Origin of the sequence: Pseudacidovorax sp. NFM-22 (assembly GCF_021401245.1) — a bacterium.
Lineage (GTDB): Bacteria > Pseudomonadota > Gammaproteobacteria > Burkholderiales > Burkholderiaceae_C > Xenophilus.
Map to the genome: position 1 here is coordinate 411,669 of NZ_JACBFY010000003.1, position 23,922 is coordinate 435,590.

Here is a 23,922-nt window from a genome sequence, read left to right on the forward strand (position 1 = left end):
ATTGTCGTGATGGGTCGGGGCGCGCCCGGCGAGGCGGCGCCACACGGCTGAAGCGCCTTCGCCGGGCCCGTGCCCGGAGATATCGAGGCGCTTGCAGCCCACGCAGCCACGGCGTGTGGTGCACGGTCGCCCTTCGCGCGCGGGCTGACCGCCCTCAACGCGGGGGCGGCGCCGCCTGCAGCACCTTGGCCGCCAGGTCCTCGTAGTTCTCGCCCAGGTGGTGGCCGCCCGGCATGGGCAGGATCTTCGCCTGGGCCGCGTCCAGCTGCGGGCAGAGCGAGTCGGCCTTTTCCTCGGTGCCGTAGACGCACAGCGCCAGGCCCGCGGGCAGGCGCTTGGCCTCGGGCGCGATCGGCTGGTCGCCGCTCTTGCCGATCCAGTGGCTGACGTGGAATTCGAAGGCGGCCTTCTCGCCGGGGCCCAGCAGGCCCAGCAGCTTGACGCTGGCGCGGGTGCGCTCGGGCAGGCGGTTGTAGGCGAAGGGCAGCACGTCGGCGCCCTGCGAATAGCCCAGCAGCAGCACCTCGCTGCGGCCCCAGCGGGCTGCGTAGTAGCGGATCAGCCGGTCCACATCCGCCGCCACGCCCTCCGGCGTGCGGCGGGTCCAGAAGTAGCGCAGCGAATCCAGGCCGGCGACGGGAATGCCGTCCTTGGCCAGGGCCGCGGCCAGGCGCTTGTCGATGCTGGCCCAGCCGCCGTCGCCCGACACCAGCACGGCGAAGCGCTTGCCGGGGCCCTGCACCGGCACTTCGGTCACGGGCAGGTCGGCCAGCTGGCTGGGCGGCAGGGCGAGGCCGGCGCGCTGGGCGGCCATCTGCGCGAAGGCGGCGCCGAAGCCCGGCGGCGGCGCGTCGGCCGAGCCGGCCGCGGCAGGCGCGATCCAGCGGGCGTTGGGCACCTGGGCGGTGAAGGCGGCCGGTGCCTGCGGGCCCGCAGCGCAGGCTGCGTCATGCGGGTCGGCGCCCATGGCCGTCCAGGCGCCGGCCAGGCGCTTGGCGGGTTGCAGGTCGAAGGCGGGCTCCAGCGGCCGCAGCGTCTGCGCAGGCCGGCCGGGCTGCGCGGACTCGCCAGCGACCGGGCGGCTGCGGAAGTTCTCGTCGCCGCACATCGGCAGCGGCAGGGCCACGCGCGGGCAGAAGTCCAGCGAGAGCGCGCCGGTGTAGGTGTCGGCAGGCGACTGTGCGAGCAGGCCGTAGGCCAGCGCACCGGCCTGGCCGGTGCCGACCAGGATCGGCTCGATGTAGGTGGGCAGCTTCTCGCCGGCCTGCACGAAGCGGGCGAAGTTCTCCAGCGCGCCGGGGCCGTGCACGCACTGCTGGCTGACCGCCGCGAGGCTGCGGTAGAAGCCCAGGCCGGGCACGGCGATCACCATGGCGCCCTGGGCGGTCATGGCCTGTACCAGGCGCAGGTCGCGCGGCGTGGGCGCGTCGCTGCCGGTCAGCAGCACCACGAACTGCTGCACGGCACCGTCGGGGCGGTACAGCGGCACGTCCTTGAAGATCTCGCGCGTGATGCGCTTGGCGGGCTGGGGCAGGGCTGTCGCGCCGGCCACGGGGGCGGCCGGTTGGGCGATGGCTGCGCAGGCCAGCCACAGGCCCGAGGCCCCGGCCACCAGGGCGCGGCGCGAAAAGGAGGTCGGCAATGTCATGCGAAGGAAGTCGAAAGCGGGCCGCGCGGCATCACTTGCCGATCACGCCCTTAGTGCCGCCGCCGATCAGCGCGGCCAGGTCCAGCAGCACCCACAGCGGTGCCACGCCGCCGGGTGCGGCCAGGTAGCGCGGCTCCCAGACGGGCTCGAACTTGTCCTTGAAGCTGCGCAGCCCGCGGAAGTTGTAGAAGCGCTCGCCATGCTCGTAGAGCAGACGGCCCAGCCGCTGCCAGCGCGGCGCATGGCGGCGCTCGGCCATGCCGGCCATGGGCGCCATGCCCAGGGCAAAGCGCTGGAAGCCGCGGTCCTTCAGGTGCAGCAGCACCTTGGCGAAAAGGAAATCCATGGTGCCGGGCGGCGCATCGGGCAGGTGGCGCATCAGGTCGACGGCGGCCTCTTCGGCGGGCGCGGTGACCAGCAGGTTGGCGAAGGCCAGGATGCGGCCCTCGCGCCGGGCCACGGCCACGGGCAGGCGGCGCAGGTAGGCCTCGTCGAAGCGGCCGACCGAGAAGCCCTTCTCGCGCGTCTTCTGGCGCGAAAGCCAGGCGTCCGACACGGCGCGCAGCTCGGGCAGGGCGGCCTCCAGCGCCTCGCCCTCGATCACCTCGAACACCAGGCCCTCGCGCTCGCCGCGGTTCATGCCCGAGCGCAGGTTGGCCCGCTTGGCGCCCTTGAGGTCGAACTGCGGTAGCTCGATGTGGGCATGCTCGCCCAGCTTGAAGGCCTGCAGGCCGCAGTCCAGGTACAGCGGCAGGCTGGCCGGTCGAACCTGGTAGAAGGCCGGCCGGCCACCATGGGTGCGGGCCATCTCGACGAAGCGCCAAGCCAGCTCGGCCCATTCGGCCTTGTCGCCCGCGGGGCCGTACAGCGCGATCCAGGAGCGGTTCTGCTTGCCGTACATGAGGAAGCTGCGACCCGAGGGCGAGAACAGCAGGTGCTTGTCGCCGGTGAGCGCGAAGCAGGCGTCGGCGCGCGGGTTGGCCGCCACGATGGCGGCGGCCCGGTCCAGGTCCTCGGTGGTGGGCGCCGCCGCCTGGCCCACGGGCGGGCGCAGCAGCTGCCACAGGCCATAGGCCATGCCGGCCAGCGCCACGCCCAGCAGCGCGCGCAGCGAGCGCGGCGCCTGCGCGTCCAGCTCGAATTGCCACCACAGGCGGTGGGTGTAGGCCACTTCCTGGTAGGCGAAGAACAGCAGCCACAGCGAGCCCGCCAGCACCGCGCCCAGGCCGATCAGCCAGCCGGGCTCCAGCCGCATCGACAGCAGCGAGGAGCGGCGGTCGAACTGCTTGCGCGAGACGACCAGCAGCACTGCCAGCGTGGCCAGCAGGCCGGCCTCGTGCAGCGCGATGCCCTTGGGCAGGGCCAGCACGGCCGAGACCACGGCCAGCACCAGCGCCGCCCACCAGGCGGCATCGAGCCGGTGAAACAGTCCCCGCGCCACCAGCAGCAGGCCCAGCCCGGCCACGCTGCCCAGGAAGTGCGAGGCCTCCACCAGCGGCAGCGGCACATTGAGCGTGGCCAGCATCTCGCGCGCGTCCTCGGTGAAGGGCGTCACGCCCGAGGCGATGAGCCACAGGCCCGCCACCAGCGTCAGGGCGGCCAGCAGACGCGGGCTCAGCCGCGTGGCCGCCCGCGCGATGGGCGTGCCCACGCCGCTCTTGAGTTCCCAGCCCAGCACCAGGGCCGTGGCCGCTACCAGCGGCACGATGTAGTAGATGCCGCGGTAGAGCACCAGCGCGGCCAGCATGGACTCGGCCGGAACGTCGTTGCGGGTGGCCATCAGCATCACCGCCTCGAACACGCCCACGCCGCCGGGCACGTGGCTGATGATGCCGGCCACGATGGCGATGGCATAGAAGGCGGTGAAGGCCGGCAGGTCGATGCGCTCGCCCGGCAGCAGGAACCACAGCGCCGCCGCCGAGGCCGTCAGCTCGAAGGCCGAGATGACCAGCTGCCGCACCGCCAGGCCCGCCGGCGGTAGCCGCAGTCGCCAGCGGCCGGCGATCTGCAGATTGCGCTGGCGCCGGCACAGCGCCAGGAACACGCCCACGCCCACCAGCAGCAGGCCCGAGCCCAACTGGAGCAGTTCCGGCGGCAGGCCGACCAGCCCCGCCACGTCGGGCGCGCCCCACAGCAGTGCCACCGCACCGAAGGCGGTGATGCCCAGGCCGAAGGCCGCGGCATTGAAGACCACCACCTGCGCCACCTGGTGCGCCTTGAGCCCGGCCGCTGTGTACAGCCGGGTGCGTACCGCGCCGCCGGTCAGCGGGCCGAGGCCGATGGTGTTGGACAGCGCATAGGCCGTGAAGGAGGTCAGCAGCACCGTGCCTCGGTTCACGCGGGCATGGGCATAGGCGAGTGCGGAGAAGTCGTAGCCCGAGAGGATCAGGTAGCTGGCGGCGGTGGCCATCAGCGCCAGCACGATGTCCATCTCGTGCGTGCCGGCGATGGCCCGCATCACGTCGTCGTAGCGCACCTCGCCGGCCAGGCCGTGCAGAGCGGCGGCGAGCAGCAGGCACAGCAGGAGCGCGGCGGCGGCGATCAGCCAGGGTTTGAGGCGCTGCCAGCCGAGGGCGACGGCTTCTGTAGGAACAGGGCGCGTCCCCGTCGAGGCGGAGTCGGGGGAGGGGTGGGAAAGCTCGGTCACGGTGTACAAAGAGGGGGCATGCCGGCATGCGCCGACGGCCTCAAGCCACAACGCAGGCCCCGGCCCTCGCGTTGGCCCGGTCCCGAAATTTTGTTGATTCCATGAGCAAAACTCCCCCCGACTGGTTGTCCAAGGGCGTCTCGCTGCTGCGCCCGGGCGCGTCGGCCGACGCCGCGGGCGCCCCCAAATCGGCCCCCGCCGCCACCGGCGATGCGCGCCCGCCCCGCACCCTGGCCGAACGCATGGCCGCCACCCTGCGCCGCCATGGCGAGGCACTGCCGCCCCGCGCGCTGCGCCGCATGCTCGAAGACCTGCAGGGCGTCACCGACAGCCGCACCAGCGAGGTCGAGGCCGGCCGCCGCGCCCATGCCGTGATGACCGCCTACCAGGCGCTGACGGCCGAGGAGCGCCGTGACGTCTGGCTGCTGATGGCCGAATGCTTCGCCCCGGATGGCGCCAAGCTGCGCACCGCGCGCGAGCAATACGAAGCCGCCGAGCCCGGCTCGCCCGAGCAGGCCCAGGCCGAGGCCAAGCTGCGCCGCGCCTCGGCGTCGCCCCGGGCTCGTCTGCTGCAGCGCTTCGCCATTCCCGAGGAAGGGCTGCGCTTCCTGGTCGGGCTGCGGGCCGAGCTGCTGCCCGTGGTGCGCAAGGACCGTCGCCTGGCCGCGCTGGACGCCGAGCTGGAGCAGCTGTTCTCGACCTGGTTCGACGTCGCCTTCCTCGACCTCAAGCGCATCAGCTGGGATTCGCCCGCCTCGCTGATCGAGAAGCTGATCGAGTACGAGGCGGTGCACGACATCAAGAGCTGGTCCGACGTCAAGAACCGGCTGGACGACACCGACCGCCGCTGCTACGGCTTCTTCCATCCGAGGCTGCCCGGCGTGCCGCTGATCTTCGTGGAGGTGGCGCTGACCGACGCCATCAGCGAAGCCATCGCGCCGCTGCTCGACGAGGCCGCCACCGCAGCGCCCGCGCACAAGGCCTCCACGGCGATCTTCTATTCGATCAGCAACACGCAGACCGGCCTGCGTGGCGTGAGCTTCGGCGATTCGCTGATCAAGCGCGTGGTGGAGACGCTGCGCGAGGAATTCCCCAAGCTCAAGAACTTCGCCACGCTTTCGCCCATCCCGGGCCTGCGCCAATGGCTGGGCGGCCAGGCCGGGGCCCTGCTGCCGCGGCTGCCCGACAAGCAGGCCCAGGCGCTGGGCCGGCACCTGGGCAGCCTGCCACCCACGGCCGACCGGCTGCTGGCGGCGCTGGACGATGCGCCTTCGCTGGGCGAGCGCTCGCCGCTGCGGCAGGCGCTGCTGCACCTCGCGGCCGAGTACCTGGGTCGGGTCGGCCAGGATGGCAAGCCCGCCGACCCGGTGGCACGCTTCCACCTCGGCAACGGCGCGCGGGTCGAGCGGCTCAACTGGGCCGCCGACCTGTCGCCCAAGGGCATCAAGCAGTCTTGGGGCCTGATGGTCAACTACCTGTACGACCTCAAGCGCCTGGACAAGCACCGCGCCCTGCTGGCCGACGGCAAGGTGCCGGTGTCGGGCGACATCGAGGGGCTACTCCTTTGAGCGCCTGCTGAATCCCCGGGCCGATTCCATCCCACAAGCGCCGCCGGCCCCGGCGCATCCAAAGACGAGAGACGGAGACAAGCCATGACCCCCCCACCGATCCATCGGCGCAGTCTGCTGCGCCTGGCCGCGGCCGGCGCCGCTGCCGCCTGCGCCGGCGTGCGCGCCCAGAGCACCTGGCCCAGCCGGCCCGTGACGCTGGTCGTGCCCTTTCCGGCCGGCGGCGGCACCGACGCCTTCGCGCGGCCGCTGGCCGCGCAGTTCACCAAGGCGACCGGCCACACGCTGGTGATCGACAACCGCGGCGGCGCGGGCGGCACCGTTGGCGCCAGCATCGCGGCCAAGGGCGCACCGGACGGCCACACGCTGTTCATGGGGGCCGTGCACCATGCCATCGCGCCGGCCATCTACCCCAGGCTCGACTACGACATCGAGCGCGACTTCGTGCCGCTGATGCTGCTGGCCAACGTGCCGCAGGTGGTGGTGGTCAACCCGCGGCGCGTCACCCAGCCGGGCATCAAGGAATTCATCGCCTACGCCAAGCAGAACCCCGGCAAGCTCAACTACGCCTCGGCCGGCGCGGGAACCTCGCACCACCTGGCGGGCGAGCTGTTCAAGCTGCAGACCGGCACCTTCATCACGCACATTCCCTACCGCGGCGCGGGCCCCATGCTGCAGGACCTGATCGCCGGCAACGTGGACTGCGGCTTCGACGGGCTGGGCTCGTCGGCCCAGCACATCAAGGCCGGCCGCATCAAGGCGCTGATGGTCTCGGGCGCGCAGCGCAAGGCGGCCTTCCCCGACGTGCCCAGCGCCAGCGAATCGGGCCTGCCCGACTACACCGTTACCACCTGGTACGGCCTGTGGGCGCCCAAGGGCACGCCGCCCGAGCTGGCGGCGCGCATCACCGAGGACATGCGCCGCACGCTGGCCGCCGACGAGCTCAAGACCATCTGGGCCAACAACGGCTCGGAGATCCCCAACCTCACCGGCCCGGCCTACGGCCAGTTCGTCTCGGCCGAGGTCAAGCGCTGGGCGGCGGTGGTCAAGGCCTCGGGGGCCAAACTCGAATAGATTCGCCCTCCATGAGCGACAAGAACGATGCGATCGACCTGGCGCGCGACGGCGCCATCGCCACCCTGACGCTGCGCAACACTGGCCGGCTCAACGCCATGACCCGCGGCATGTGGCACGCCCTGCGGGCCGCCGCCGAGGGCCTGGCAGCCGACGCCAGCCTGCGCTGCGTGGTCGTGCGGGGGGAGGGCGGCGCCTTCTGCGCCGGCGGCGACATCTCCGAATACCCGGCCTTCCGCTACGACGTGGCCAGCCTGCGGCACTTCCACGAGGAAGAGGTCTGGGGCGCCCTGGCGGCGCTGCTGGCCTGCCCGGTGCCGCTGGTGGCGCAGATCGAGGGCGCCTGCATGGGTGCGGGGCTGGAGATCGCCAGCTGCTGCGACATCCGCCTGGCCGGCGCCTCGGCCCGTTTCGGTGCGCCCATCGCCAAGCTGGGCTTTCCCATGGCGCCGCGCGAGGCCGCGCTGGTGCGCAGCCAGATCGGCGATGCGCTGGCGCGCGACATGCTGCTGGCCGCCGGCCTGCACCCGGCGCCACGGCTGCTGGCGGCCGGCTTTCTGCTCGACGTGCTGCCCGATGCCGAGGTGCCCGACGCCGCCTGGCGCCATGCGCAGCGCATCGCTGCCCTGGCGCCGCAGGCCGCCCGGCTGCACAAGGCCACCTTCCGCGCCCTGGCTGCGGGCGAGATGCAGCAACTCCTGTCCGGCGCCTACGACTATGCGGATTCGGCCGAGCACCGCGAGGGCATCGATGCCTTTCTCGCCAAAAGGCCGCCCCGCTTCGGCTGAATCCGTGAATACTCGGCGCCTGCCCAAGAACCCCTCCCCATCCAACTGCCCTTTCGTCTTCCGCCCTTCATGAGCTCCACGCCCAACGCCAACCTCTTTGCCGCGCTGCGCGCCGCCTTCCCGCACGACCTGGACGAGATCGCCGTCGAAACCGATGACGGCCTGGCCTATTCCTGGCGCGACCTGGAGCGGGCCAGCGCCATGATCGCCAACCTGCTGGGCAGCCTGGGCCTGAAGCCGGGGGCGCGGGTGGCGGTGCAGGTCGAGAAGTCGGTCGAGGCCATGCTGCTGTACCTGGCCACGCTGCGCGCGGGCTATGTGTTCCTGCCGCTCAACACCGCCTACCAGCGCGCCGAGATGGAGTACTTCATCGGCAACGCCGAGCCCGAGGTGGTGGTGTGCACCAGCGCCAACCTCGACTGGGTGGAGCCCATCGCCAAGGCGGCCGGCACGCGCTGGGTGTTCACGCTGGACGACAACCGCACCGGCACGCTGCTGGGCCATGCGGCCACCTGCAGCGCCGAGCACGAGATCGTGACCAAGGCCGACGACGACCTGGCGGCCATCCTCTACACCAGCGGCACCACCGGCCGGAGCAAGGGCGCGATGCTGTCGCACCGCAACCTGCGCAGCAATGCCGAGGTGCTCAAGACCTACTGGGGCTGGACGCACGGCGACGTGCTGCTGCACGCGCTGCCCATCTTCCATGTGCACGGTCTGTTCGTGGCCATCCACGGCGCGCTGCTCAACGGCAGCAAGATGCTCTGGTTCGGCAAGTTCGACCCCAAGCGCGTCATCGCCAAGCTGCCCGAGGCGACGGTTTTCATGGGCGTGCCCACGCTCTATGTGCGGATGCTGGCCGAACCCACGCTGAGCCTGGCGGCCTGCGACAACATGCGCCTCTTCATCAGCGGCTCGGCGCCGCTGCTCATCGAAACCTTCAACGACTGGCAGACGCGCACCGGACACACCATCCTGGAGCGCTACGGCATGAGCGAGACCATCATGCTGACCTCCAACCCCTACACCTCGGTGCAGGGCGCGCGGCGCGGCGGCACGGTGGGCTTTCCGCTGCCGGGCGTCAAGCTGCGGGTGCGGGCCTACGAAGACGGCAAGCCGCCGCGCGACTGCGAGCGCGACGAGATCGGCAACATCGAGGTGGCCGGCCCCAACGTCTTCGCCGGCTACTGGCGCATGCCCGAGAAGACCAAGGAGGAGTTCACGCCCGACGGCTTCTTCAAGACCGGCGACGTGGGCAAGGTCGACACCCTCGGCTACGTGACCATCGTGGGCCGCAGCAAGGACCTGATCATCAGCGGCGGCTACAACGTCTACCCGGCCGAGATCGAGGGCTACATCAACGAGATGCCCGGCGTGGCCGAGAGCGCGGTGGTGGGTGTGCCGCATCCCGACTTCGGCGAGGTGGGCGTGGCGGTGGTGGTGGGCAAGCCGGGCGCATCGCCCGATGCCGACGCCATCGTGGCCGAGCTCAAGGCCAAGCTGGCCAACTTCAAGATTCCCAAGCGCTGTTTCGTGGTCGACGAGTTGCCGCGCAACCAGATGGGCAAGGTGCAGAAGGCCTTGCTGCGCGAGCAGCACAAGGCCCTGTTCACCTGATTCGGCAAGCGGCCCGCCCAGCATGAAACCGGCGCAGCCCGATTGATCGAAGGGCCGCGGAGCAGGCCATGCGAGAGCACCCGAGGAACTGGCTTTGCCAGGCCTCCGGGTGCGCCCCCCTCCAAGCCGAAGGCGCCAGAGAGGGGGGAGCCGCGAAGCGGCATGGGGGGTGGCGCAGGTTCACTGCACCAGCAGCACCGGCAGGTCGCTTTCGGCGATGACCTTGGTGGCCACCGAACCCATCAGTGCGCGGCCCAGCGCACCCTGACCGCGGGTGCCCATCACGATCAGGCCCGCACCGCTCTCCTTGGCGGCGCGCACGATCTCCTCGGCGGCCTGCCCGTGGCGGGTCTGCACCGAGGCGTTGGCGATGCCCAGGCCCTGCAGCTGCTGCTTCACCGGGTCGATCACCTTGGCGCCTTCTTCGTTGTAGTACTCGGCCAGGGTCTCCTTCGCGATGTGGCGGCTGGCATGCGGCGGGACGGCCGGGCACACATGCACCAGCACCAGCTCATGGCCATCGACGAACATGCTTCGCTGGGCGGCGATGTAGTCCAGTGCCTTGCGGGTGAACTCACTGCCATCCACGGCGACGACGATCTTCATTGCTCTTGCTCCTTTTCTAGGGTGAGGACATGCGCCGCGAGGGCGCAGCCCAGTGTGGCGGCAGCGGCCCGCGCTCAGCGCAATACCAGCACGGGCAATGTGGAATGGGTGAGCACGTGCTGCGTCTCGCTGCCCAGCAGCAGCCGCTTGATGCCCTTGCGGCCGTGCGAGGCCATCACGATCAGATCGGCCTTGTGCTTGCGCGCGGCGCTGATGATCGACTCGGCCACCAGGTCCGACTTGACCACCGCGGCCCGGGCCTTCACGCCCTTGGCCTGCACCTGGGCCACCGCCTTGTCGACCAGCTCGCGGGCCTGCTCGGACCATTGCTTCTCGATGCGCGCGACGTCCTGCGTCTCGAACACCACGGCGCCTTCCAGGTAGCTCACCGGGTAGCGCGGCACCACGTTCAGCACCACGATCTCGGCGCCGCAGGTCTGGGCGAGCGCGGTGGCGTGCTGGACGGCTTTCTTCGACAGGCTGGAGCTGTCGGTGGGGACGAGGATGCGCTGGTACATGGTCTGAGGCTCCGTGTTGATGTGGCGCCAGCATAGGCAGCCCGGCACAGCCGAAACTTGACCGAGGTCAAGGCCTGCGAGGGTGCGTGCGCGCAGCATCGACCCATGCAAGCTGCCCTTCCTCTAGGCTCCGCCAGCGCACCGACGGAAGCCGACGTCCAGGCCCGCACGGCCCTCGACGACCCGGCCGAATGGCCGGCCTTCGGCCATGAACTGCGCGCGGGCGGTGACTGGGAGTCGCAGGTCTGCGTGGAAGGCATCCACTGCGCGGCCTGCGCCTTCACCATCGAGGACGCGCTGCTGCGCCTGCCTGGCGTGCGCAAGGTGACGGTCAATGCCGCGAGCCGCCGCGCGCGCATCGTGTGGTCGCCCACGCAGGTGCAGCCCTCGCGCTGGTTCGCGGCCGTGGCCGAGGCCGGCTACCGCTTCGCGCCCGCCGCCGATGCCTCGCTGCGCATCGAACGGCAGAAGGACGCAAGGCGCGCGCTCTTCCGCTGGCTGGTCGCGGGCCTGTGCATGATGCAGGTGATGATGTATGCGCTGCCGGCCTACGTGGCCGGCCCGGGCGAGATGACGCCCGACATCGAGCGCCTGCTGCGCTGGGCCTCGTGGGTGCTCACGCTGCCCGTCATGGCCTTCGCATGCGGACCCTTCTTCGGCAGCGCCTGGCGCGATCTGCGCCATGGCCGCATCGGCATGGACGTGCCGGTGGCGCTGGGCATGGCCATCGCCTTCGTGGTGAGCACGGCGGGCACCTTCGACCCCGAAGGGCCGTTGGGCCACGAGGTGTATTTCGACTCCCTCACCATGTTCGTGTTCTTCCTGCTCACCGGCCGCTGGCTGGAGTCGCGGCTGCGCGACCGCACGGCGGGTGCGCTCGATGCGCTGGCCGGCCGGCTGCCGGAGACGGCCGAGCGGCGGCAGATCCACGGCGGCTTCGAGCGCGTGCCGCTGCGCCGCGTGCAGGTGGGCGACGTGCTGCGCGTGCGGCCGGGCGAGGCCTTTCCCGCGGACGGCGTCGTGGTCGACGGCGACACACTGGCCGACGAGGCGCTGCTCACCGGCGAGTCGCGCCCCGTCGCCAAGCCCTATGGCGAGACGGTGCACGCCGGCAGCCACAACCTGTCGGCGCCAGTGCTGGTGCTCGTGCGTCAGGTGGGCAGCGGCACGCGCTTTGCGCAGATCGTGGCGCTCATGGAGAGCGCGGCCATGCAGCGCCCGCGGTTGGCCGCGATGGCCGACCGCATCGCGCGGCCCTTCCTGCTGGCGGTGGTGCTTGCGGCGGGCGGCGCGGCGCTGTGGTGGTGGCCGGTGGACCCGGGGCATGCGCTGATGGTCGCGGTCTCGGTGCTGATCGTGACCTGTCCCTGCGCGCTCTCGCTGGCCACGCCCGCGGCCATGCTGGCCAGCGCAGGCGCCCTCGCACGGCGAGGCGTGCTGGTGGCCCACATGCAGGCGCTGGAATCGCTGGCCACGGCGCAGACGGTGGTCTTCGACAAGACCGGCACGCTCACGCGCGGCACGCCGCGGCTGGACCGGGTCTACAGCCGCCGCGGCACGCTGCCCGGCGACGCGCTCGAACTCGCGGTGGCGCTGGCCGAAGGCTCGCTGCACCCGGCCGCACGGGCGCTGCGCCAGGCCTGGGACGCGCAGCATCGCGTGCCGCCCGCGTGGCGTGCCGAGGCGGTGCAGGAACAGCATGGCCAGGGCGTGCAGGGCCTCCTGTGGCCGCAGCAGGGCGATGCGCCCGCGCGCCATGTGCGGCTGGGCAGTGCGGCCTTCTGCGAGGCCCGTGCGCTGCAGACCGACGCCATGCAGGTCCACCTCAGTGACGACGAGGGCTGGGTGGCCAGCTTCGCGCTGGCCGAAGACCTGCGGCCCGAAGCGCCGGAGGCGATCGCGCGACTCAAGGCCCTGGGCCTGGTGCCACGCCTGCTTTCCGGCGACCGCGAGGCGGCGGCGCAGCGGCTGGCGGCCAGCGCCGGCATCGACACGGCACGCGGCGGCTGCAGCCCCGAGGACAAGCTGCACGAGGTGCGCCGCCTGCAGGCGCAGGGCAGGGCAGTGGCCATGGTGGGTGATGGCCTGAACGACGGGCCGGTGATCGCACAGGCCGATGCCTCGTTCGCCTTCGGCGACGCCGTGCCGCTGACGCAGGCGCGGGCCGACTTCGTGGTACTGGCCGGTTCGCTGCAGGCGGTGCCCGACACCGTCGCGCAGGCGCGGCGCACGCTGCGCATCGTGCGACAGAACCTGGCCTGGTCCGCGGCCTACAACGCGCTGTGCGTGCCCCTGGCGCTGGCAGGCTGGCTGCCGGCCTGGCTGGCGGGCCTGGGCATGGCGCTCAGCTCGCTGGTGGTGGTGCTCAACAGTGCACGCCTGTCTCGCATGGATTCCGCCGAAAGACAACAGGCAGTGGCCTCGGCGGAGCACGTGCCTGCGGATGCCACGCTGGTGCCGCAAGGCTGAAGGGGAGCGGCCATGGACATCCTCTTCGTGCTCGTGCCGCTGTCGGTGCTGCTGGTGCTGCTGATCATCGCGGGCCTGTGGTGGGCCGTGGAGCGCGGCCAGTTCGATGACGTGGAACAGGAAGGCGCGCGCATTCTGCAAAGCGATTGATCTCCGTCAATCGACCGGCGGGAACCGAGTCGGACACTGCCTACAAGTTCCTCAACCTGGTTCCCAAGATGCAGTCCTCCCACTCACCTGCGGCGCTCTACAACGACACGGTCGTGCGCCAGTTCTCGCTGATGGCCGTGGTCTGGGGCGTGGTCGGCATGCTCGTCGGCGTAATCATCGCCGCCCAGCTGACCTGGCCCGATCTCAACCTCGGCATCCCCTGGCTGAGCTACGGGCGCCTGCGTCCGCTGCACACCAACGCCGTCATCTTCGCCTTCGGCGGCTGTGCGCTCTTTGCCACCAGCTACCACGTGGTGCAGCGCACCTGCCAGACGCGCCTGTTCGCGCCGGGCCTCGCGGCCTTCACCTTCTGGGGCTGGCAGGCCGTCATCGTGGCCGCGGCCGTCAGCCTGCCGCTGGGCTACACCACCGGCAAGGAATACGCCGAGCTCGAATGGCCCATCGACATCCTGATCACGCTGGTGTGGGTGTCGTATGCCATCGTGTTCTTCGGCACGGTGGGCACGCGCAAGGTCAAGCACATCTACGTGGCCAACTGGTTCTACGGTGCCTTCATCATCGCCGTGGCCCTGCTGCATGTGGTCAACAGCGCCGAGGTGCCGGCGGGCTGGATGAAGAGCTACTCGGCCTATGCCGGCGTGCAGGACGCCATGGTGCAGTGGTGGTACGGCCATAACGCGGTGGGCTTCTTCCTCACCGCCGGCTTCCTGGGGATGATGTATTACTACATCCCCAAGCAGGCCGAGCGCCCGGTCTACAGCTACCGCCTGTCGATCGTGCACTTCTGGGCGCTGATCTTCACCTACATGTGGGCGGGTCCGCACCACCTGCACTACACCGCGCTGCCGGACTGGACGCAGTCGCTGGGCATGCTGTTCTCGCTCATCCTGCTGGCGCCCAGCTGGGGCGGCATGATCAACGGCGTGATGACCCTGTCGGGTGCCTGGCACAAGCTGCGCACCGACCCGATCCTGCGCTTCCTGATCGTGGCCCTGTCCTTCTACGGCATGTCCACCTTCGAGGGCCCGATGATGTCCATCAAGACCGTCAACGCCCTCAGCCACTACACCGACTGGACCATCGGCCACGTGCACTCCGGCGCGCTCGGCTGGGTGGGCCTGATCTCGATGGGCTCGCTGTACTACCTGATCCCGCGCATGTGGGGCCGCACCACGATGCACAGCATCAAGGCCATCGAGCTGCACTTCTGGATGGCCACCATCGGCATCGTGCTCTACATCGCCGCCATGTGGATCGCCGGCGTGATGCAGGGCCTGATGTGGCGCGCCATCAACCCCGACGGCACGCTCACCTACACCTTCGCCGAAGGCGTGAAGGCCACCTTCCCCTTCTACGTGGTGCGCCTGCTGGGCGGCCTGCTGTACCTGGGCGGCATGCTGGTCATGGCCTGGAACGTGTGGATGACCGTGATCTCGGGCCGTGCGGTGCGCGCCACCATCCCGGCCCCGCAAGCGGCCCATGCCTGAACGAACGGAGCACAAGAACATGAGCCAGACGACGCCCTCCACGTCCACCGGCTTCTCGCATGAGAAGGTCGAGACCAACAACTTTTTGATGATCGTGCTGATCCTGCTGGTCGTCGCCGTCGGCGGCCTGGTGGAGATCGTGCCGCTGTTCTTCCAGAAGTCCACCACCGAGCCCATCGCCGGCCTCAAGCCCTACACGGCGCTGCAGCTGGCCGGCCGCGACATCTACCTGCGCGAGGGTTGCTACAACTGCCACTCGCAGATGATCCGCCCCTTCCGCGCCGAGACGCTGCGCTATGGCCACTACTCGGTGGCCGGCGAGTTCGTGTACGACCACCCCTTCCAGTGGGGCAGCAAGCGCACCGGGCCCGACCTGCAGCGCGTGGGCGGCAAGTACAGCGACGAGTGGCACCGCATCCACCTGAACAACCCGCGCGACGTGGTGCCCGAATCCAACATGCCGGCCTACACCTGGCTGGAGAAGAACACCGTCGACGCCGCGGCCCTGCCGGCCCACATGCGGGCCCTGCGCAAGGTGGGCGTGCCCTACACCGACGAGGACATCGCCGGCGCGCAGGCCGCCGTCGAGGGCAAGACCGAGATGGAAGCCACCATCGCCTACCTGCAGTCGCTGGGTCGGGCCCTGAAGTAAGCGAACGAGGAGTACCCACATCATGGACCTGACCACCCTGCGTTCCATCGCCACCGTCGTGTGCTTCGTGCTCTTCCTGGGCATCGTGGCCTGGGCATACGCGCGGCGCAACCGTGCCGGCTTCGAGGAGGCAGCACGGCTGCCCTTCGAGCAGGACTGAGCGCCCCGCGCCAACGCATCGAACGAGAGAGATCACGATGAGCGACTTCATCAACAACTTCTGGTCGAACTACGTCATCGCCGCCACGGTGCTGAGCATCCTGGGCTGCGCCATCCTGCTGTGGATGACGGCGCGCAAGCGCGTCGTCGGCGACAAGGACAACACCACGGGCCACGTCTGGGACGAGGACCTGCGCGAGGCCAACAACCCGCTGCCGCTGTGGTGGGTGGGCCTGTTCATCATCACCATCGTGTTCGCGGTGGGCTACCTGGCCTTCTTCCCGGGCCTGGGCAGCGTGCAGGGCAAGCTGGGCTGGAGCTCGGCCGGTGAGTACAAGGCCGAGGTCGAGAAGGCCAATGCCGAGCTGGCCCCGGTCTATGCGCGCTTTGCCAGCGCACCGGTGGAGCAGGTGGCGGCCGACCCGGCTGCGCACGCCATCGGCGAGCGGCTCTTCATGAACAACTGCGCCCAGTGCCACGGCTCCGACGCGCGCGGCAGCAAGGGCTTTCCCAACCTCACGGACAACGACTGGCTGCATGGCGGCACGCCCGAGAAGATCATCGAGACCATCACCGGTGGGCGGGTCGGCGTGATGCCGCCCATGGCCGCGGCCGTGGGCAGCGCGGACGACGTGAAGAACGTGGCCAACTACGTGCTCAGCCTGTCGGGCAGCCCGCACGACTCGGTGCGCGCCGGCCTGGGCAAGGCCAAGTTCGCGGTCTGTGCCGCCTGCCACGGTGCAGACGGTGGTGGCAACCAGGCGTTGGGTGCGCCGCGGCTCAACGACAACATCTGGCTGCACGGCTACGGCGAGGCCGCCATCATCGCCATGGTCAACAACGGCAAGCAGAACGTGATGCCGGCGCAGAACGAGCGGCTGACCGAGGCGCAGATCCGCGTGCTCGCGAGCTACGTCTGGGGCCTGTCCCACAACGCCACCACCGCGTCGGCCAAGCCTTGAGTGGCTTCATGACCCTCCGAGCCTGATCCCCACGAACGAAGGCGCCCGCGGGCGCCCCAACGCCATGTCCGCATCCTCCAACGCGCCCACGCCCAACCCTCGGCGCGTCATCCCCATCGCCGCGGAGCCGCCGGCCGAAGAGCCCGTGTCGCTGTATGCCGCCAGCAAGAAGATCTACCCGCGTGCGGTGCAGGGCATGTTCGCGCGCTGGCGCTGGGCCATGGTGTTCGCCACGCAGCTCGTGTTCTACGGCCTGCCGTGGCTCAGCTGGGGCGAGCGGCAGGCGGTGCTCTTCGACCTGGCATCGCGGCGCTTCTACCTGTTCGGGCTGGTGCTCTATCCGCAGGACCTGATCTACCTGTCGGGGCTGCTGGTCATCTCGGCGCTGTCGCTTTTCCTCTTCACCGCAGTGGCGGGGCGGCTGTGGTGCGGCTATGCCTGCCCGCAGACGGTGTACTCCGAGATCTTCATGTGGGTGGAGCAGAAGATCGAAGGCAGCCGAACGGCGCGCATGCGGCTGGACGGCGAGTCGCTCTCGATGGAGAAGCTGGTCAAGAAGGCCTACAAGCACATCGTGTGGATCGCCATCGCCATGTGGACCGGCTTCACCTTCGTGGGCTACTTCACGCCGGTGCGCGAGCTGGGGCTGGCCTTCCTGCAGACGCAGATGGGCTCGTGGGAAGTGTTCTGGGTCTTCTTCTATGCCTTCGCCACCTATGGCAACGCGGGATTCATGCGCGAGCAGGTGTGCAAGTACATGTGCCCCTATGCGCGCTTCCAGAGCGCCATGTTCGACCGCGACACCCTGATCGTCACCTATGACCCGGGCCGAGGCGAGCCGCGCGCGCCGCGGGGCCGCAGCGTGGACTACAAGGCCCGCGGCCTGGGCGAGTGCATCGACTGCGACCTGTGCGTGCAGGTCTGCCCCACGGGCATCGACATCCGCAAGGGGCTGCAGTACGAATGCATCGGCTGCGGTCAGTGCGTGGATGCCTGCAACACCGTGATGGAGAAGATGAACTACCCGAAGGGTCTCATCCGCTACGACACGGTCAACGGCATGGCCGGCCACTGGAGCCGCGCGCAGCTGTGGCGCCGGGTGCTGCGGCCGCGTGTGCTCATCTACGCCTCGGTGCTCATGCTGCTGGTGGTGGGCATGCTGGTGAGCCTGGTGGCCCGCACACCCCTGAAGGTGGACGTGGTGCGCGACCGCGCCTCGCTGGCCCGCATCGCCGAAGGTGGCCGGCTGGAGAACGTCTACCGCCTGCAGATCATGAACGCCACCGAGCGGCCGCAGAAGTACCGCCTGGCCGCGCAGGGGCTGGAGGGCATCGCCGTCTCGCCCGACACGCCGGTGGAAGTCGGTCCGGCCGAGGCCCGCTGGGTGGCCGTGCGGCTGAGCATTCCCTATGGCAGTGCCGCCCCCGGTTCGCACAGCGTGCGCATTGAGGTGGGCGAGGAGGGCGGCGGCGCCCATGTGGCCGAGAAGGCCGCGTTCCTGGTACCACGCTGATGGCCCGGCCCATCGACTTCGCATCCATCACGACGAGGACCCCATGACGAACCCGACGACGCTTGCTTCCGCCCCCCTGGTCGAGCCCTCCAGCGGTCCCTGGTGGCGCCATCCGCTGATGTGGATGGTGGTGGGCGGTCCCGCGGTGGTGGTGGTGGCCGGTTTTGCCACGCTGTGGCTGGCGGTGAACCGCCCCGATCCGGTGATCGAGGCCGACTACTACCGCCGCGGCATCGAGATCAACCGCACGCTGGAGGCCCAGCGCGCGCTGACGCCGGCGCAGCAGGCCCGCAACCACGTCACCACGCCCACCCGGAACCTGCCTCCCGCGCAGCCTTGACATGGCGCGTCGCTCACCGGCACGGCCTTCCGCGGCCAAACATGCCCCGCTGCGGCGGGGTCGTCGGCGCCCCGCAAACCAGAAGACGGAGACCTCCCGCATGCTGCGCCAGCCTCACTGCCTGATGGCCATCGCCTGGCCGGCCTTTCTGGCGGCCTGCCTGATGGAGTTCCTGGTCTTCGGCTTCGTCGATCCGGCGGAACTGCGCTGGTTCGGCCATGTACTGGAGATGCCGCGGCAGGCCATCTATGCGCTGGGCTTCTTCGGCTTCTGGGTCGTGACCATGGTGTGCAGCGCGACGACGGCGCTGCTGATGCGCACGCCGGCCCAGGTCAATGCGCAGCCGGGGCCAGGCGGCCCGGCCTGAATACCTCGACAACGAAAAAAGGGACGCGGCAAGCGTCCCTTCGGTCTGTCGATGCTGCGGCCGGCTCGAGCGAGCCGGCCACCGTCCGCGCCTCAGGCGCAGACCGTCGGATTCACCATTCGCCGCAGCGCCTCCGCATCGAGGATGCGCACATGCCGCTGGTTCACCTCCACGATGCCGTCGTCGACGAACTTGGAGAGGGTGCGGCTCACCGTTTCGAGCTTGAGGCCGAGGTAGCTGCCGATCTCCTCGCGGGTCATGCGCAGCACCAGCTCGGAGGCCGAGAAGCCGCGCGCATGCAGGCGCTGCACCAGGTTCAGCAGGAAGGCGGCCAGGCGCTCCTCGGCGCGCATGCTGCCCAGCAGCAGCATCACGCCGTGCTCGCGCACGATCTCGCGGCTCATGATCTGGTGCACATGGCGCTGCAGCGCCGACACCTCGCGCGAGAGCTCCTCGATGCGGTCGAAGGGCATCACGCAGACCTCGGAATCCTCCAGCGCCACGGCGTCGCAGGTATGGCGGTCGTTGACGATGCCGTCCAGGCCGATGATCTCGCCGGCCATCTGGAAGCCGGTGACCTGGTCGCGGCCGTCCTCGGAGGTGATGCGGGTCTTGAACACGCCGGTGCGGATGGCGTAGAGCGAGACGAACTGCTCGCCGTTGTGGAACAGCAATTCCTTGCGGCGGACCTTGCGGCGCGTGGCCACGAGCGAATCCAGGCGCTGCAGTTCCTCCGGCGAGAGGCCTACGGGCATGCACAGCTCGCGCAGGTTGCAGTTGGAGCAGGCGACTTTGATGGATTCTGGGGTCATGATGTGTCCGACTCTGTAGGCTGGGAGGACGGCCCGACGCTTCACTCGCGGGGTCTGTGGCGTCCTAGGGCTCCCTTGTCGGTCATTCTCCGACAGCGATCAACTTTCTGTTTGACGTGGATCAAGCGCCGATCATGACTTCGAACGCACATTAGAGGCAACAACCCTGGCGCTGCTGTGCCCTCTTGCTGCGATGAGTTCCCTGCCCATCCCGTCCTCCTGCGCGGCCGAGCCCGCGGTGCTGTCGACGTCGCTGCTGCGGCGTTTCGACGTGCCGGGCCCGCGCTACACCTCCTATCCCACCGCCGACCGCTTCGTGGAGGCCTTCGGCCCTGCGGAGTATGCGCAGGCCCTGATCCAGCGCCGCGAGGCGGCGGGCGCGCGGGCACTGCCGCTGTCGCTGTACGTGCACATCCCGTTCTGCGAGTCGCTGTGCTACTACTGCGCCTGCAACAAGATCATCACGCGTCATCACGAGCGCGCGGCGGAATACCTGCAGGACCTGCTCGGCGAGCTGCGGTTGCAGGTGGCCGAACTGGGCCGGGGTGAGCCGGTGAGCCAGTTGCACCTGGGGGGCGGCACGCCCACCTTCTTCAGCGACGAGGAGCTCTCGACCCTGATGACGGCGCTGCGCGAGTCCTTCGACTTCCTGCCCGGCGCCGAATGCTCCATCGAGGTCGACCCGCGCACGGTCGATGAGGCCCGCCTCGCGCACCTGGCGGCGCTGGGCTTCAACCGCCTCAGCTTCGGCATCCAGGACTTCGATGCGCAGGTGCAGAAGGCGGTGCACCGCATCCAGCCCGCGGCCGAGGTCTTCGCGCTGATGGCGGCGGCACGGCGGCTGGGATTCGCCTCGATCAATGCCGACCTGATCTACGGTCTGCCGCGGCAGAACAGCACGTCCTTCGAGCGCACGCTGGCGCAGGTGGTGGAGCTGCGGCCCGACCGCATCGCCCTGTACGCCTACGCCCATCTGCCCGAGCGCTTCAAGCCGCAGCGTCGCATCCTGTCGCAGGAGTTGCCCGACGGCCCCACCAAGATCGACATGCTCTCGCGCGCCATCGGCGTGTTTGGCGAGGCGGGCTACGTCTACATCGGCATGGACCATTTCGCGGTGCCGGAGGACGCCCTGGCCGTGGCCAAGCGCCAGGGCCGGCTGCACCGCAACTTCCAGGGCTACAGCACCCAGCCCGACTGCGACATCATCGGCCTGGGCGTCTCGGCCATCGGCCGCGTCGGCGCCAGCTACAGCCAGAACGCCAAGACGCTGGAGGACTACCGCGACCGGCTGCAGCAGGGCCAACTGCCCGTGGTGCGCGGCCTGGCCCTGGGCCGCGACGACGTGGTGCGCCGCGCGGTCATCATGGCCATCATGTGCCAGGGCCGCATCGACTTCGAGGCCATGGGCGCCGCCAATCTGGTGGACTTCCGCCAGTACTTCGCGGCCGAGCTGCAGGCGTTGCAGCCCCTGGCGGAGCAGGGGCTCGTGCGCCTGGATGCGCGCGAACTCGAGGTCACGCCGGCCGGCTGGTACGTGGTGCGCGCCATCGCCATGGTGTTCGACCGCTACCTGCAGGCCGACCGGGCGCGCACGCGCTTCTCGCGCATCATCTGAAGGAACCGGCATGACCGGCGGCCTGGCGCTCTCTGCCCTGCTGATGGGACTGGCCGGTGCGCCGCACTGCGTGGCGATGTGCGGCGCAGCCTGCGGCGGGCTGCTGCAGCAGTCCTCGTCCGCGCCGCCGGAGGGTGGCGCGATGGCCCTCACCCGGCCGGTGCGGCTGGTGCGGGCCGGCGCGGTCACGGCCTGGGCGGGCCCGGCGGCTTTCCACCTGGGCCGCATCGGTGGCTATTCCACGGCCGGCGCCGTGGTGGCGACGGCCTTTGGCGCTCTTGTTTCGCTCGGAAGCCATGCCGAGGCGCTGCGGCCCCTGTGGGGGCTGATGCATGGCTTCATCCTGGCCTGGGGGCTGATGCTGGCGGTGGCGGGCCGGCAGCCTTTGTGGGCAGCGCGGCTGGGCCACACCGCCGCGCGGCGGCTGCGGCCGTGGTCAGCCACGGCCCCCCGGCTGCTGGTGCTGGGAGCGGCCTGGGCGCTGATGCCCTGCGGCTTGCTCTATTCGGCGCTCATGCTGGCTGCGCTGGCGGCGGGGCCGGTCGAGGGCGCGGGGGTGATGGCGCTGTTTGCCGCAGCCTCGGCGCCAGCACTGTGGGTCGCGCCCTGGCTGTGGTCGCAGATGCGTGGGCGACTCGACGGCCTGCGACGCGAGCTGGGCACCCGGATCGCCGGCGTGCTGCTCGCCGCCGTCGCAGGCCAGGCCTTGTGGATGGACATGCAGGCGCAGATCGCCCGCTGGTGCGCGTGAGCGGCGGGCGCCTGCCGGTCAGGCGCTCAGCCCCTTCCACAGCATGTAGGCCGCCAGCACATAAAGCACGCTGGCGAAGACGCGCTTGAGCTTCTTCACGGGCAGCGCATGGGCGGCGCGCGCGCCCAGGGGGGCCATCAGCACGCTGCACACGGCAATGACCACCAGCGCCGGCAGCCAGATGTAGCCGAAGGCGCCCTGCGGCAGTCCCTGCACCGACCAGCCGCTGGCGATGTAGCCCACCACGTTGGCCACGGCAATGGGAAAGCCCAGCGCCGCGCTCGTCGCCACCGCCGCATGGATCGCCACGTTGCACCAGGTCATGAAAGGCACGCTGATGAAGCCGCCGCCCGCGCCCACCAGGCCCGAGATGAAGCCGATCAGCCCGCCCGCCGCCAGCTGGCCGCCCGTGCCGGGCATCTGCCGGCTGGGGGCCGGCTTCTTGTCCAGGAACATCTGCGTGGCCGAGAAGCCGACGAAGACCGCAAAGAAGATGGCCAGCACCGAGCCCTTGAGCAGCGCGAACACACCGAGGCTGCCCACCAGGCTGCCGATGACGATGCCGGGCGCCAGGTGCCGCACGATGTCCCATCGCACCGCACCGCGCTTGTGGTGCGCGCGCACGCTGCTGATGGAGGTGAACATGATGGTCGCCATCGAGGTGGCGATGGCCATCTTGACCGCCAGGTCGGCCGAGGCGCCGCGCGTGCTCATGATGTAGGTGAGGAAGGGCACCATCAGCATGCCGCCGCCGATGCCCAGCAGGCCGGCCAGGAAGCCGGCGCCCAGCCCGAGCAGGCCGAGTTCGACGATCAGCAGGGGTTCGATGCTCATGGAGTCTCCGGGTGTCGTGATGGGTGCGGTGCAGGGCCCGCGTGTGCGTCGGGGAAGGGCACACATGACAACGGCCCCATGGAGGGGCCGTTGAAGGAAGAGGTGTCTGCGAATGCGACCGGACCGTCATCCTGAACGCAGGGTTCAGGTGGGCGAGGGCAGCAAGGCATTGGGTTCATCTGACGCGAGATGATCACGCTTGCCAGGCGATGTACCAAGCCCGGGCTCCATAGAGCATTGGTTCAAGGAAATATAAAGCCCGGCGGCACCGCAGACGAGGCCATTCTATGCGTCGGTTGCGACCGGTCTGCAGTGTCCCATGCGCCGTGTTGGCCTTGTTGTGCGGGGCTTGCAAGGCAGCCCGAGACGTGCGTAAACGCCGCCGCGCTACAGCAGCAATCCGTCGCCGGCCAGGGCCTGGTCGAGGCGGCGGAGGAGCTGGGCTGCGCGCTCGGGATCGCCTTCGTCCATCGCGGCCGGAGCGGGTGTAGGCGCAGGCGCCGATTCGTGCTGGATCAGGTCGTACGCCAGGTTGAGGGCGGCCAGCACCGCGATGCGTTCGCGCGCCTTCACCTTGCCCGCGTCGCGGATGCTGCACATGGCCGCGTCCACCCGCGCCACGGCTTCGCGCAGGGCGTGCTCGCCATCGTCGGGGCTGGCCAGCAGGTAGCTCTGGCCCATGATCCGGACTTCGATCTGATTCATGGCGTGGCGGGCGTGGAAGTGGAGGCGTCGGCATCGGCGCCCGGCTCGGCGGGCAGCCGTTCCAGCATGGCGTCGATGCGGGTGCGGGCCGTCGTCAGCCTGGCCCGCAGCGCGTCGCGCTCGCGGGTGAGTGCATCGACCTGCTGCACAAGCAGCGCATTGGTGCGCCGCATTTCCTCGTGGCGGACGAGCAGCCGTTCCACGCGCTCGGCGATCTGATCGATGGGGCTCGGTGCAGACATGGGCGGCGATTGTAGGGGCCGGCCTGTCGGCGTCTGCCTACAATGCGCGCCGTTGTTGGTGCTCGCGGCGCGGTTCGCGCGTCGCAGTTCAACGGGAAGCAGGAGCCCGCGCGCATGCCAGCGCGCACGGCCGGCACTGGGACCGAACCCTTCCGCCCCTCGGCAGGAAGCAGGATCGGACCCGGCGCCGGCCACCGGCAGGCCTGCGCTGCCCCCGCAACGGTGAAGCAGCCGGCGCATGTCTCGCACATGCGCCACGTCGTCCAAGCAAGCCACTGGAGATCGTCGACACGCGATCCCTGGGAAGGCGGCCGGCGCGTGCTGCCAGCCCGGATACCGGCCAACACAGGCGGCGGCCACGCGCCCTCCACAGGAGC

Annotated in this window: 23 protein-coding genes and 1 riboswitch; of the genes, 15 read left to right on the forward strand and 8 right to left on the reverse strand. The window is 70.1% G+C overall.

From position 1 onward, the window contains the following. Positions 1–154: 154 nt before the first annotated feature. Both L0984_RS12930 and mprF read right to left on the reverse strand, forming a co-directional pair. Positions 155–1,648: a virulence factor family protein gene (locus L0984_RS12930; protein WP_234193974.1), complete on the reverse strand. Its 1,494-nt coding sequence runs from the start codon at positions 1,646–1,648 to the stop codon at positions 155–157. Positions 1,649–1,679: 31 nt separating this feature from the next. Then, positions 1,680–4,295 carry a bifunctional lysylphosphatidylglycerol flippase/synthetase MprF gene (gene mprF, locus L0984_RS12935; RefSeq protein WP_234193975.1) on the reverse strand — a complete coding sequence of 872 codons (2,616 nt, stop codon included), beginning with the start codon at positions 4,293–4,295 and terminating at the stop codon, positions 1,680–1,682. Between the two features lie 101 nt (positions 4,296–4,396). Here mprF and L0984_RS12940 point away from each other — a divergent pair, with 101 nt between their 5' ends. From L0984_RS12940 to L0984_RS12955, 4 genes are all read left to right on the forward strand, one after another. Continuing rightward, positions 4,397–5,863, forward strand: coding sequence for a malonyl-CoA decarboxylase (locus L0984_RS12940; protein ID WP_234193976.1), 1,467 nt, complete (start codon positions 4,397–4,399; stop codon positions 5,861–5,863). A gap of 84 nt (positions 5,864–5,947) precedes the next feature. After that, entirely contained in the window at positions 5,948–6,937 is a 990-nt protein-coding gene (locus tag L0984_RS12945; RefSeq protein ID WP_234193977.1) for a Bug family tripartite tricarboxylate transporter substrate binding protein, read from the forward strand. Positions 6,938–6,948: 11 nt separating this feature from the next. Further along, positions 6,949–7,725 (forward strand): enoyl-CoA hydratase/isomerase family protein, encoded by a 777-nt coding sequence (locus L0984_RS12950; protein ID WP_234193978.1) that lies wholly within the window; start codon positions 6,949–6,951, stop codon positions 7,723–7,725. 69 nt (positions 7,726–7,794) lie between these two features. Beyond that, on the forward strand, positions 7,795–9,342 hold the full coding sequence (locus tag L0984_RS12955) for a malonate--CoA ligase (protein ID WP_234193979.1): 1,548 nt from the start codon (positions 7,795–7,797) through the stop codon (positions 9,340–9,342). A gap of 180 nt (positions 9,343–9,522) precedes the next feature. Here the strand turns inward: L0984_RS12955 and L0984_RS12960 are convergent, their stop codons facing one another. Both L0984_RS12960 and L0984_RS12965 read right to left on the reverse strand, forming a co-directional pair. Beyond that, positions 9,523–9,948, reverse strand: a complete 426-nt coding sequence (locus L0984_RS12960) for a universal stress protein (RefSeq protein ID WP_234193980.1) — start codon at positions 9,946–9,948, stop codon at positions 9,523–9,525. Between the two features lie 74 nt (positions 9,949–10,022). Beyond that, positions 10,023–10,466: a universal stress protein gene (locus L0984_RS12965; protein WP_234193981.1), complete on the reverse strand. Its 444-nt coding sequence runs from the start codon at positions 10,464–10,466 to the stop codon at positions 10,023–10,025. A 105-nt stretch (positions 10,467–10,571) separates the two neighbouring features. Here L0984_RS12965 and L0984_RS12970 point away from each other — a divergent pair, with 105 nt between their 5' ends. The 9 genes from L0984_RS12970 to L0984_RS13010 all read left to right on the forward strand — a co-directional run bounded on the left by L0984_RS12970 (position 10,572) and on the right by L0984_RS13010 (position 18,586). Beyond that, the gene (locus L0984_RS12970; protein WP_234193982.1) at positions 10,572–12,935 is read left to right on the forward strand and encodes a heavy metal translocating P-type ATPase; all 2,364 of its coding nucleotides are present in this window, start codon (positions 10,572–10,574) and stop codon (positions 12,933–12,935) included. A gap of 12 nt (positions 12,936–12,947) precedes the next feature. Continuing rightward, complete coding sequence (gene ccoS / locus L0984_RS12975; protein WP_017761492.1) at positions 12,948–13,085, forward strand: cbb3-type cytochrome oxidase assembly protein CcoS; 138 nt, start codon at positions 12,948–12,950, stop codon at positions 13,083–13,085. 68 nt (positions 13,086–13,153) lie between these two features. Next, positions 13,154–14,593, forward strand: a complete 1,440-nt coding sequence (gene ccoN, locus L0984_RS12980; protein ID WP_234193983.1) for a cytochrome-c oxidase, cbb3-type subunit I — start codon at positions 13,154–13,156, stop codon at positions 14,591–14,593. Positions 14,594–14,612: 19 nt separating this feature from the next. Beyond that, positions 14,613–15,245, forward strand: coding sequence for a cytochrome-c oxidase, cbb3-type subunit II (ccoO, locus tag L0984_RS12985; RefSeq protein WP_076503425.1), 633 nt, complete (start codon positions 14,613–14,615; stop codon positions 15,243–15,245). A gap of 19 nt (positions 15,246–15,264) precedes the next feature. After that, positions 15,265–15,405 (forward strand): cbb3-type cytochrome oxidase subunit 3, encoded by a 141-nt coding sequence (locus L0984_RS12990; RefSeq protein ID WP_081682489.1) that lies wholly within the window; start codon positions 15,265–15,267, stop codon positions 15,403–15,405. Positions 15,406–15,442: 37 nt separating this feature from the next. After that, complete coding sequence (ccoP, locus tag L0984_RS12995; protein ID WP_234193984.1) at positions 15,443–16,366, forward strand: cytochrome-c oxidase, cbb3-type subunit III; 924 nt, start codon at positions 15,443–15,445, stop codon at positions 16,364–16,366. 64 nt (positions 16,367–16,430) lie between these two features. Then, a complete protein-coding gene (gene ccoG, locus L0984_RS13000) occupies positions 16,431–17,879 on the forward strand; it encodes a cytochrome c oxidase accessory protein CcoG (protein WP_234193986.1) in 1,449 nt (482 codons plus the stop codon). A gap of 43 nt (positions 17,880–17,922) precedes the next feature. Beyond that, positions 17,923–18,219, forward strand: coding sequence for a FixH family protein (locus L0984_RS13005; protein WP_234193987.1), 297 nt, complete (start codon positions 17,923–17,925; stop codon positions 18,217–18,219). A 100-nt stretch (positions 18,220–18,319) separates the two neighbouring features. Then, positions 18,320–18,586 (forward strand): hypothetical protein, encoded by a 267-nt coding sequence (locus tag L0984_RS13010; RefSeq protein WP_234193989.1) that lies wholly within the window; start codon positions 18,320–18,322, stop codon positions 18,584–18,586. A 92-nt stretch (positions 18,587–18,678) separates the two neighbouring features. Here L0984_RS13010 and fnr read toward each other — a convergent pair whose 3' ends face one another. Beyond that, positions 18,679–19,398, reverse strand: coding sequence for a fumarate/nitrate reduction transcriptional regulator Fnr (gene fnr / locus L0984_RS13015; protein WP_234193990.1), 720 nt, complete (start codon positions 19,396–19,398; stop codon positions 18,679–18,681). Between the two features lie 193 nt (positions 19,399–19,591). On the opposite strand from fnr, the gene hemN reads away from it, so the two are divergent. Together hemN and L0984_RS13025 are read left to right on the forward strand one after the other, a co-directional pair. Further along, positions 19,592–21,013: an oxygen-independent coproporphyrinogen III oxidase gene (gene hemN, locus L0984_RS13020; protein ID WP_234193992.1), complete on the forward strand. Its 1,422-nt coding sequence runs from the start codon at positions 19,592–19,594 to the stop codon at positions 21,011–21,013. Positions 21,014–21,023: 10 nt separating this feature from the next. Continuing rightward, entirely contained in the window at positions 21,024–21,764 is a 741-nt protein-coding gene (locus tag L0984_RS13025) for a sulfite exporter TauE/SafE family protein (RefSeq protein ID WP_234193994.1), read from the forward strand. 18 nt (positions 21,765–21,782) lie between these two features. Here the strand turns inward: L0984_RS13025 and L0984_RS13030 are convergent, their stop codons facing one another. From L0984_RS13030 to L0984_RS13040, 3 genes are all read right to left on the reverse strand, one after another. Beyond that, on the reverse strand, positions 21,783–22,598 hold the full coding sequence (locus L0984_RS13030; RefSeq protein ID WP_234193996.1) for a sulfite exporter TauE/SafE family protein: 816 nt from the start codon (positions 22,596–22,598) through the stop codon (positions 21,783–21,785). Positions 22,599–22,985: 387 nt separating this feature from the next. Further along, a complete protein-coding gene (locus L0984_RS13035; RefSeq protein ID WP_234193997.1) occupies positions 22,986–23,303 on the reverse strand; it encodes a cell division protein ZapA in 318 nt (105 codons plus the stop codon). After that, positions 23,300–23,545, reverse strand: coding sequence for a DUF904 domain-containing protein (locus tag L0984_RS13040; RefSeq protein ID WP_234193998.1), 246 nt, complete (start codon positions 23,543–23,545; stop codon positions 23,300–23,302). Before L0984_RS13040 ends, L0984_RS13035 begins: the two co-directional genes overlap by 4 nt. Positions 23,546–23,584: 39 nt before the next feature. Then, positions 23,585–23,904: riboswitch (cobalamin riboswitch) on the forward strand. Positions 23,905–23,922: the final 18 nt, after the last annotated feature.

What these genes read in the sequence shown, in the direction of transcription:
- ccoP (WP_234193984.1), top strand. Translation starts at nt 15,443, where the DNA reads ATGAGCGACTTCATCAACAACTTCTGGTCGAACTACGTCATCGCCGCC.
- ccoG (WP_234193986.1), top strand. Translation starts at nt 16,431, where the DNA reads ATGTCCGCATCCTCCAACGCGCCCACGCCCAACCCTCGGCGCGTCATC.
- L0984_RS13005 (WP_234193987.1), top strand. Translation starts at nt 17,923, where the DNA reads ATGACGAACCCGACGACGCTTGCTTCCGCCCCCCTGGTCGAGCCCTCC.
- L0984_RS12940 (WP_234193976.1), top strand. Translation starts at nt 4,397, where the DNA reads ATGAGCAAAACTCCCCCCGACTGGTTGTCCAAGGGCGTCTCGCTGCTG.
- L0984_RS13010 (WP_234193989.1), top strand. Translation starts at nt 18,320, where the DNA reads ATGCTGCGCCAGCCTCACTGCCTGATGGCCATCGCCTGGCCGGCCTTT.
- L0984_RS12960 (WP_234193980.1), bottom strand. Translation starts at nt 9,948, where the DNA reads ATGAAGATCGTCGTCGCCGTGGATGGCAGTGAGTTCACCCGCAAGGCA.
- L0984_RS12930 (WP_234193974.1), bottom strand. Translation starts at nt 1,648, where the DNA reads ATGACATTGCCGACCTCCTTTTCGCGCCGCGCCCTGGTGGCCGGGGCC.
- L0984_RS13040 (WP_234193998.1), bottom strand. Translation starts at nt 23,545, where the DNA reads ATGTCTGCACCGAGCCCCATCGATCAGATCGCCGAGCGCGTGGAACGG.
- ccoN (WP_234193983.1), top strand. Translation starts at nt 13,154, where the DNA reads ATGCAGTCCTCCCACTCACCTGCGGCGCTCTACAACGACACGGTCGTG.
- L0984_RS12965 (WP_234193981.1), bottom strand. Translation starts at nt 10,466, where the DNA reads ATGTACCAGCGCATCCTCGTCCCCACCGACAGCTCCAGCCTGTCGAAG.
- L0984_RS13035 (WP_234193997.1), bottom strand. Translation starts at nt 23,303, where the DNA reads ATGAATCAGATCGAAGTCCGGATCATGGGCCAGAGCTACCTGCTGGCC.
- L0984_RS13025 (WP_234193994.1), top strand. Translation starts at nt 21,024, where the DNA reads ATGACCGGCGGCCTGGCGCTCTCTGCCCTGCTGATGGGACTGGCCGGT.
- L0984_RS12945 (WP_234193977.1), top strand. Translation starts at nt 5,948, where the DNA reads ATGACCCCCCCACCGATCCATCGGCGCAGTCTGCTGCGCCTGGCCGCG.
- L0984_RS13030 (WP_234193996.1), bottom strand. Translation starts at nt 22,598, where the DNA reads ATGAGCATCGAACCCCTGCTGATCGTCGAACTCGGCCTGCTCGGGCTG.
- L0984_RS12955 (WP_234193979.1), top strand. Translation starts at nt 7,795, where the DNA reads ATGAGCTCCACGCCCAACGCCAACCTCTTTGCCGCGCTGCGCGCCGCC.
- fnr (WP_234193990.1), bottom strand. Translation starts at nt 19,398, where the DNA reads ATGACCCCAGAATCCATCAAAGTCGCCTGCTCCAACTGCAACCTGCGC.
- L0984_RS12970 (WP_234193982.1), top strand. Translation starts at nt 10,572, where the DNA reads ATGCAAGCTGCCCTTCCTCTAGGCTCCGCCAGCGCACCGACGGAAGCC.
- hemN (WP_234193992.1), top strand. Translation starts at nt 19,592, where the DNA reads ATGAGTTCCCTGCCCATCCCGTCCTCCTGCGCGGCCGAGCCCGCGGTG.
- L0984_RS12950 (WP_234193978.1), top strand. Translation starts at nt 6,949, where the DNA reads ATGAGCGACAAGAACGATGCGATCGACCTGGCGCGCGACGGCGCCATC.
- ccoO (WP_076503425.1), top strand. Translation starts at nt 14,613, where the DNA reads ATGAGCCAGACGACGCCCTCCACGTCCACCGGCTTCTCGCATGAGAAG.
- ccoS (WP_017761492.1), top strand. Translation starts at nt 12,948, where the DNA reads ATGGACATCCTCTTCGTGCTCGTGCCGCTGTCGGTGCTGCTGGTGCTG.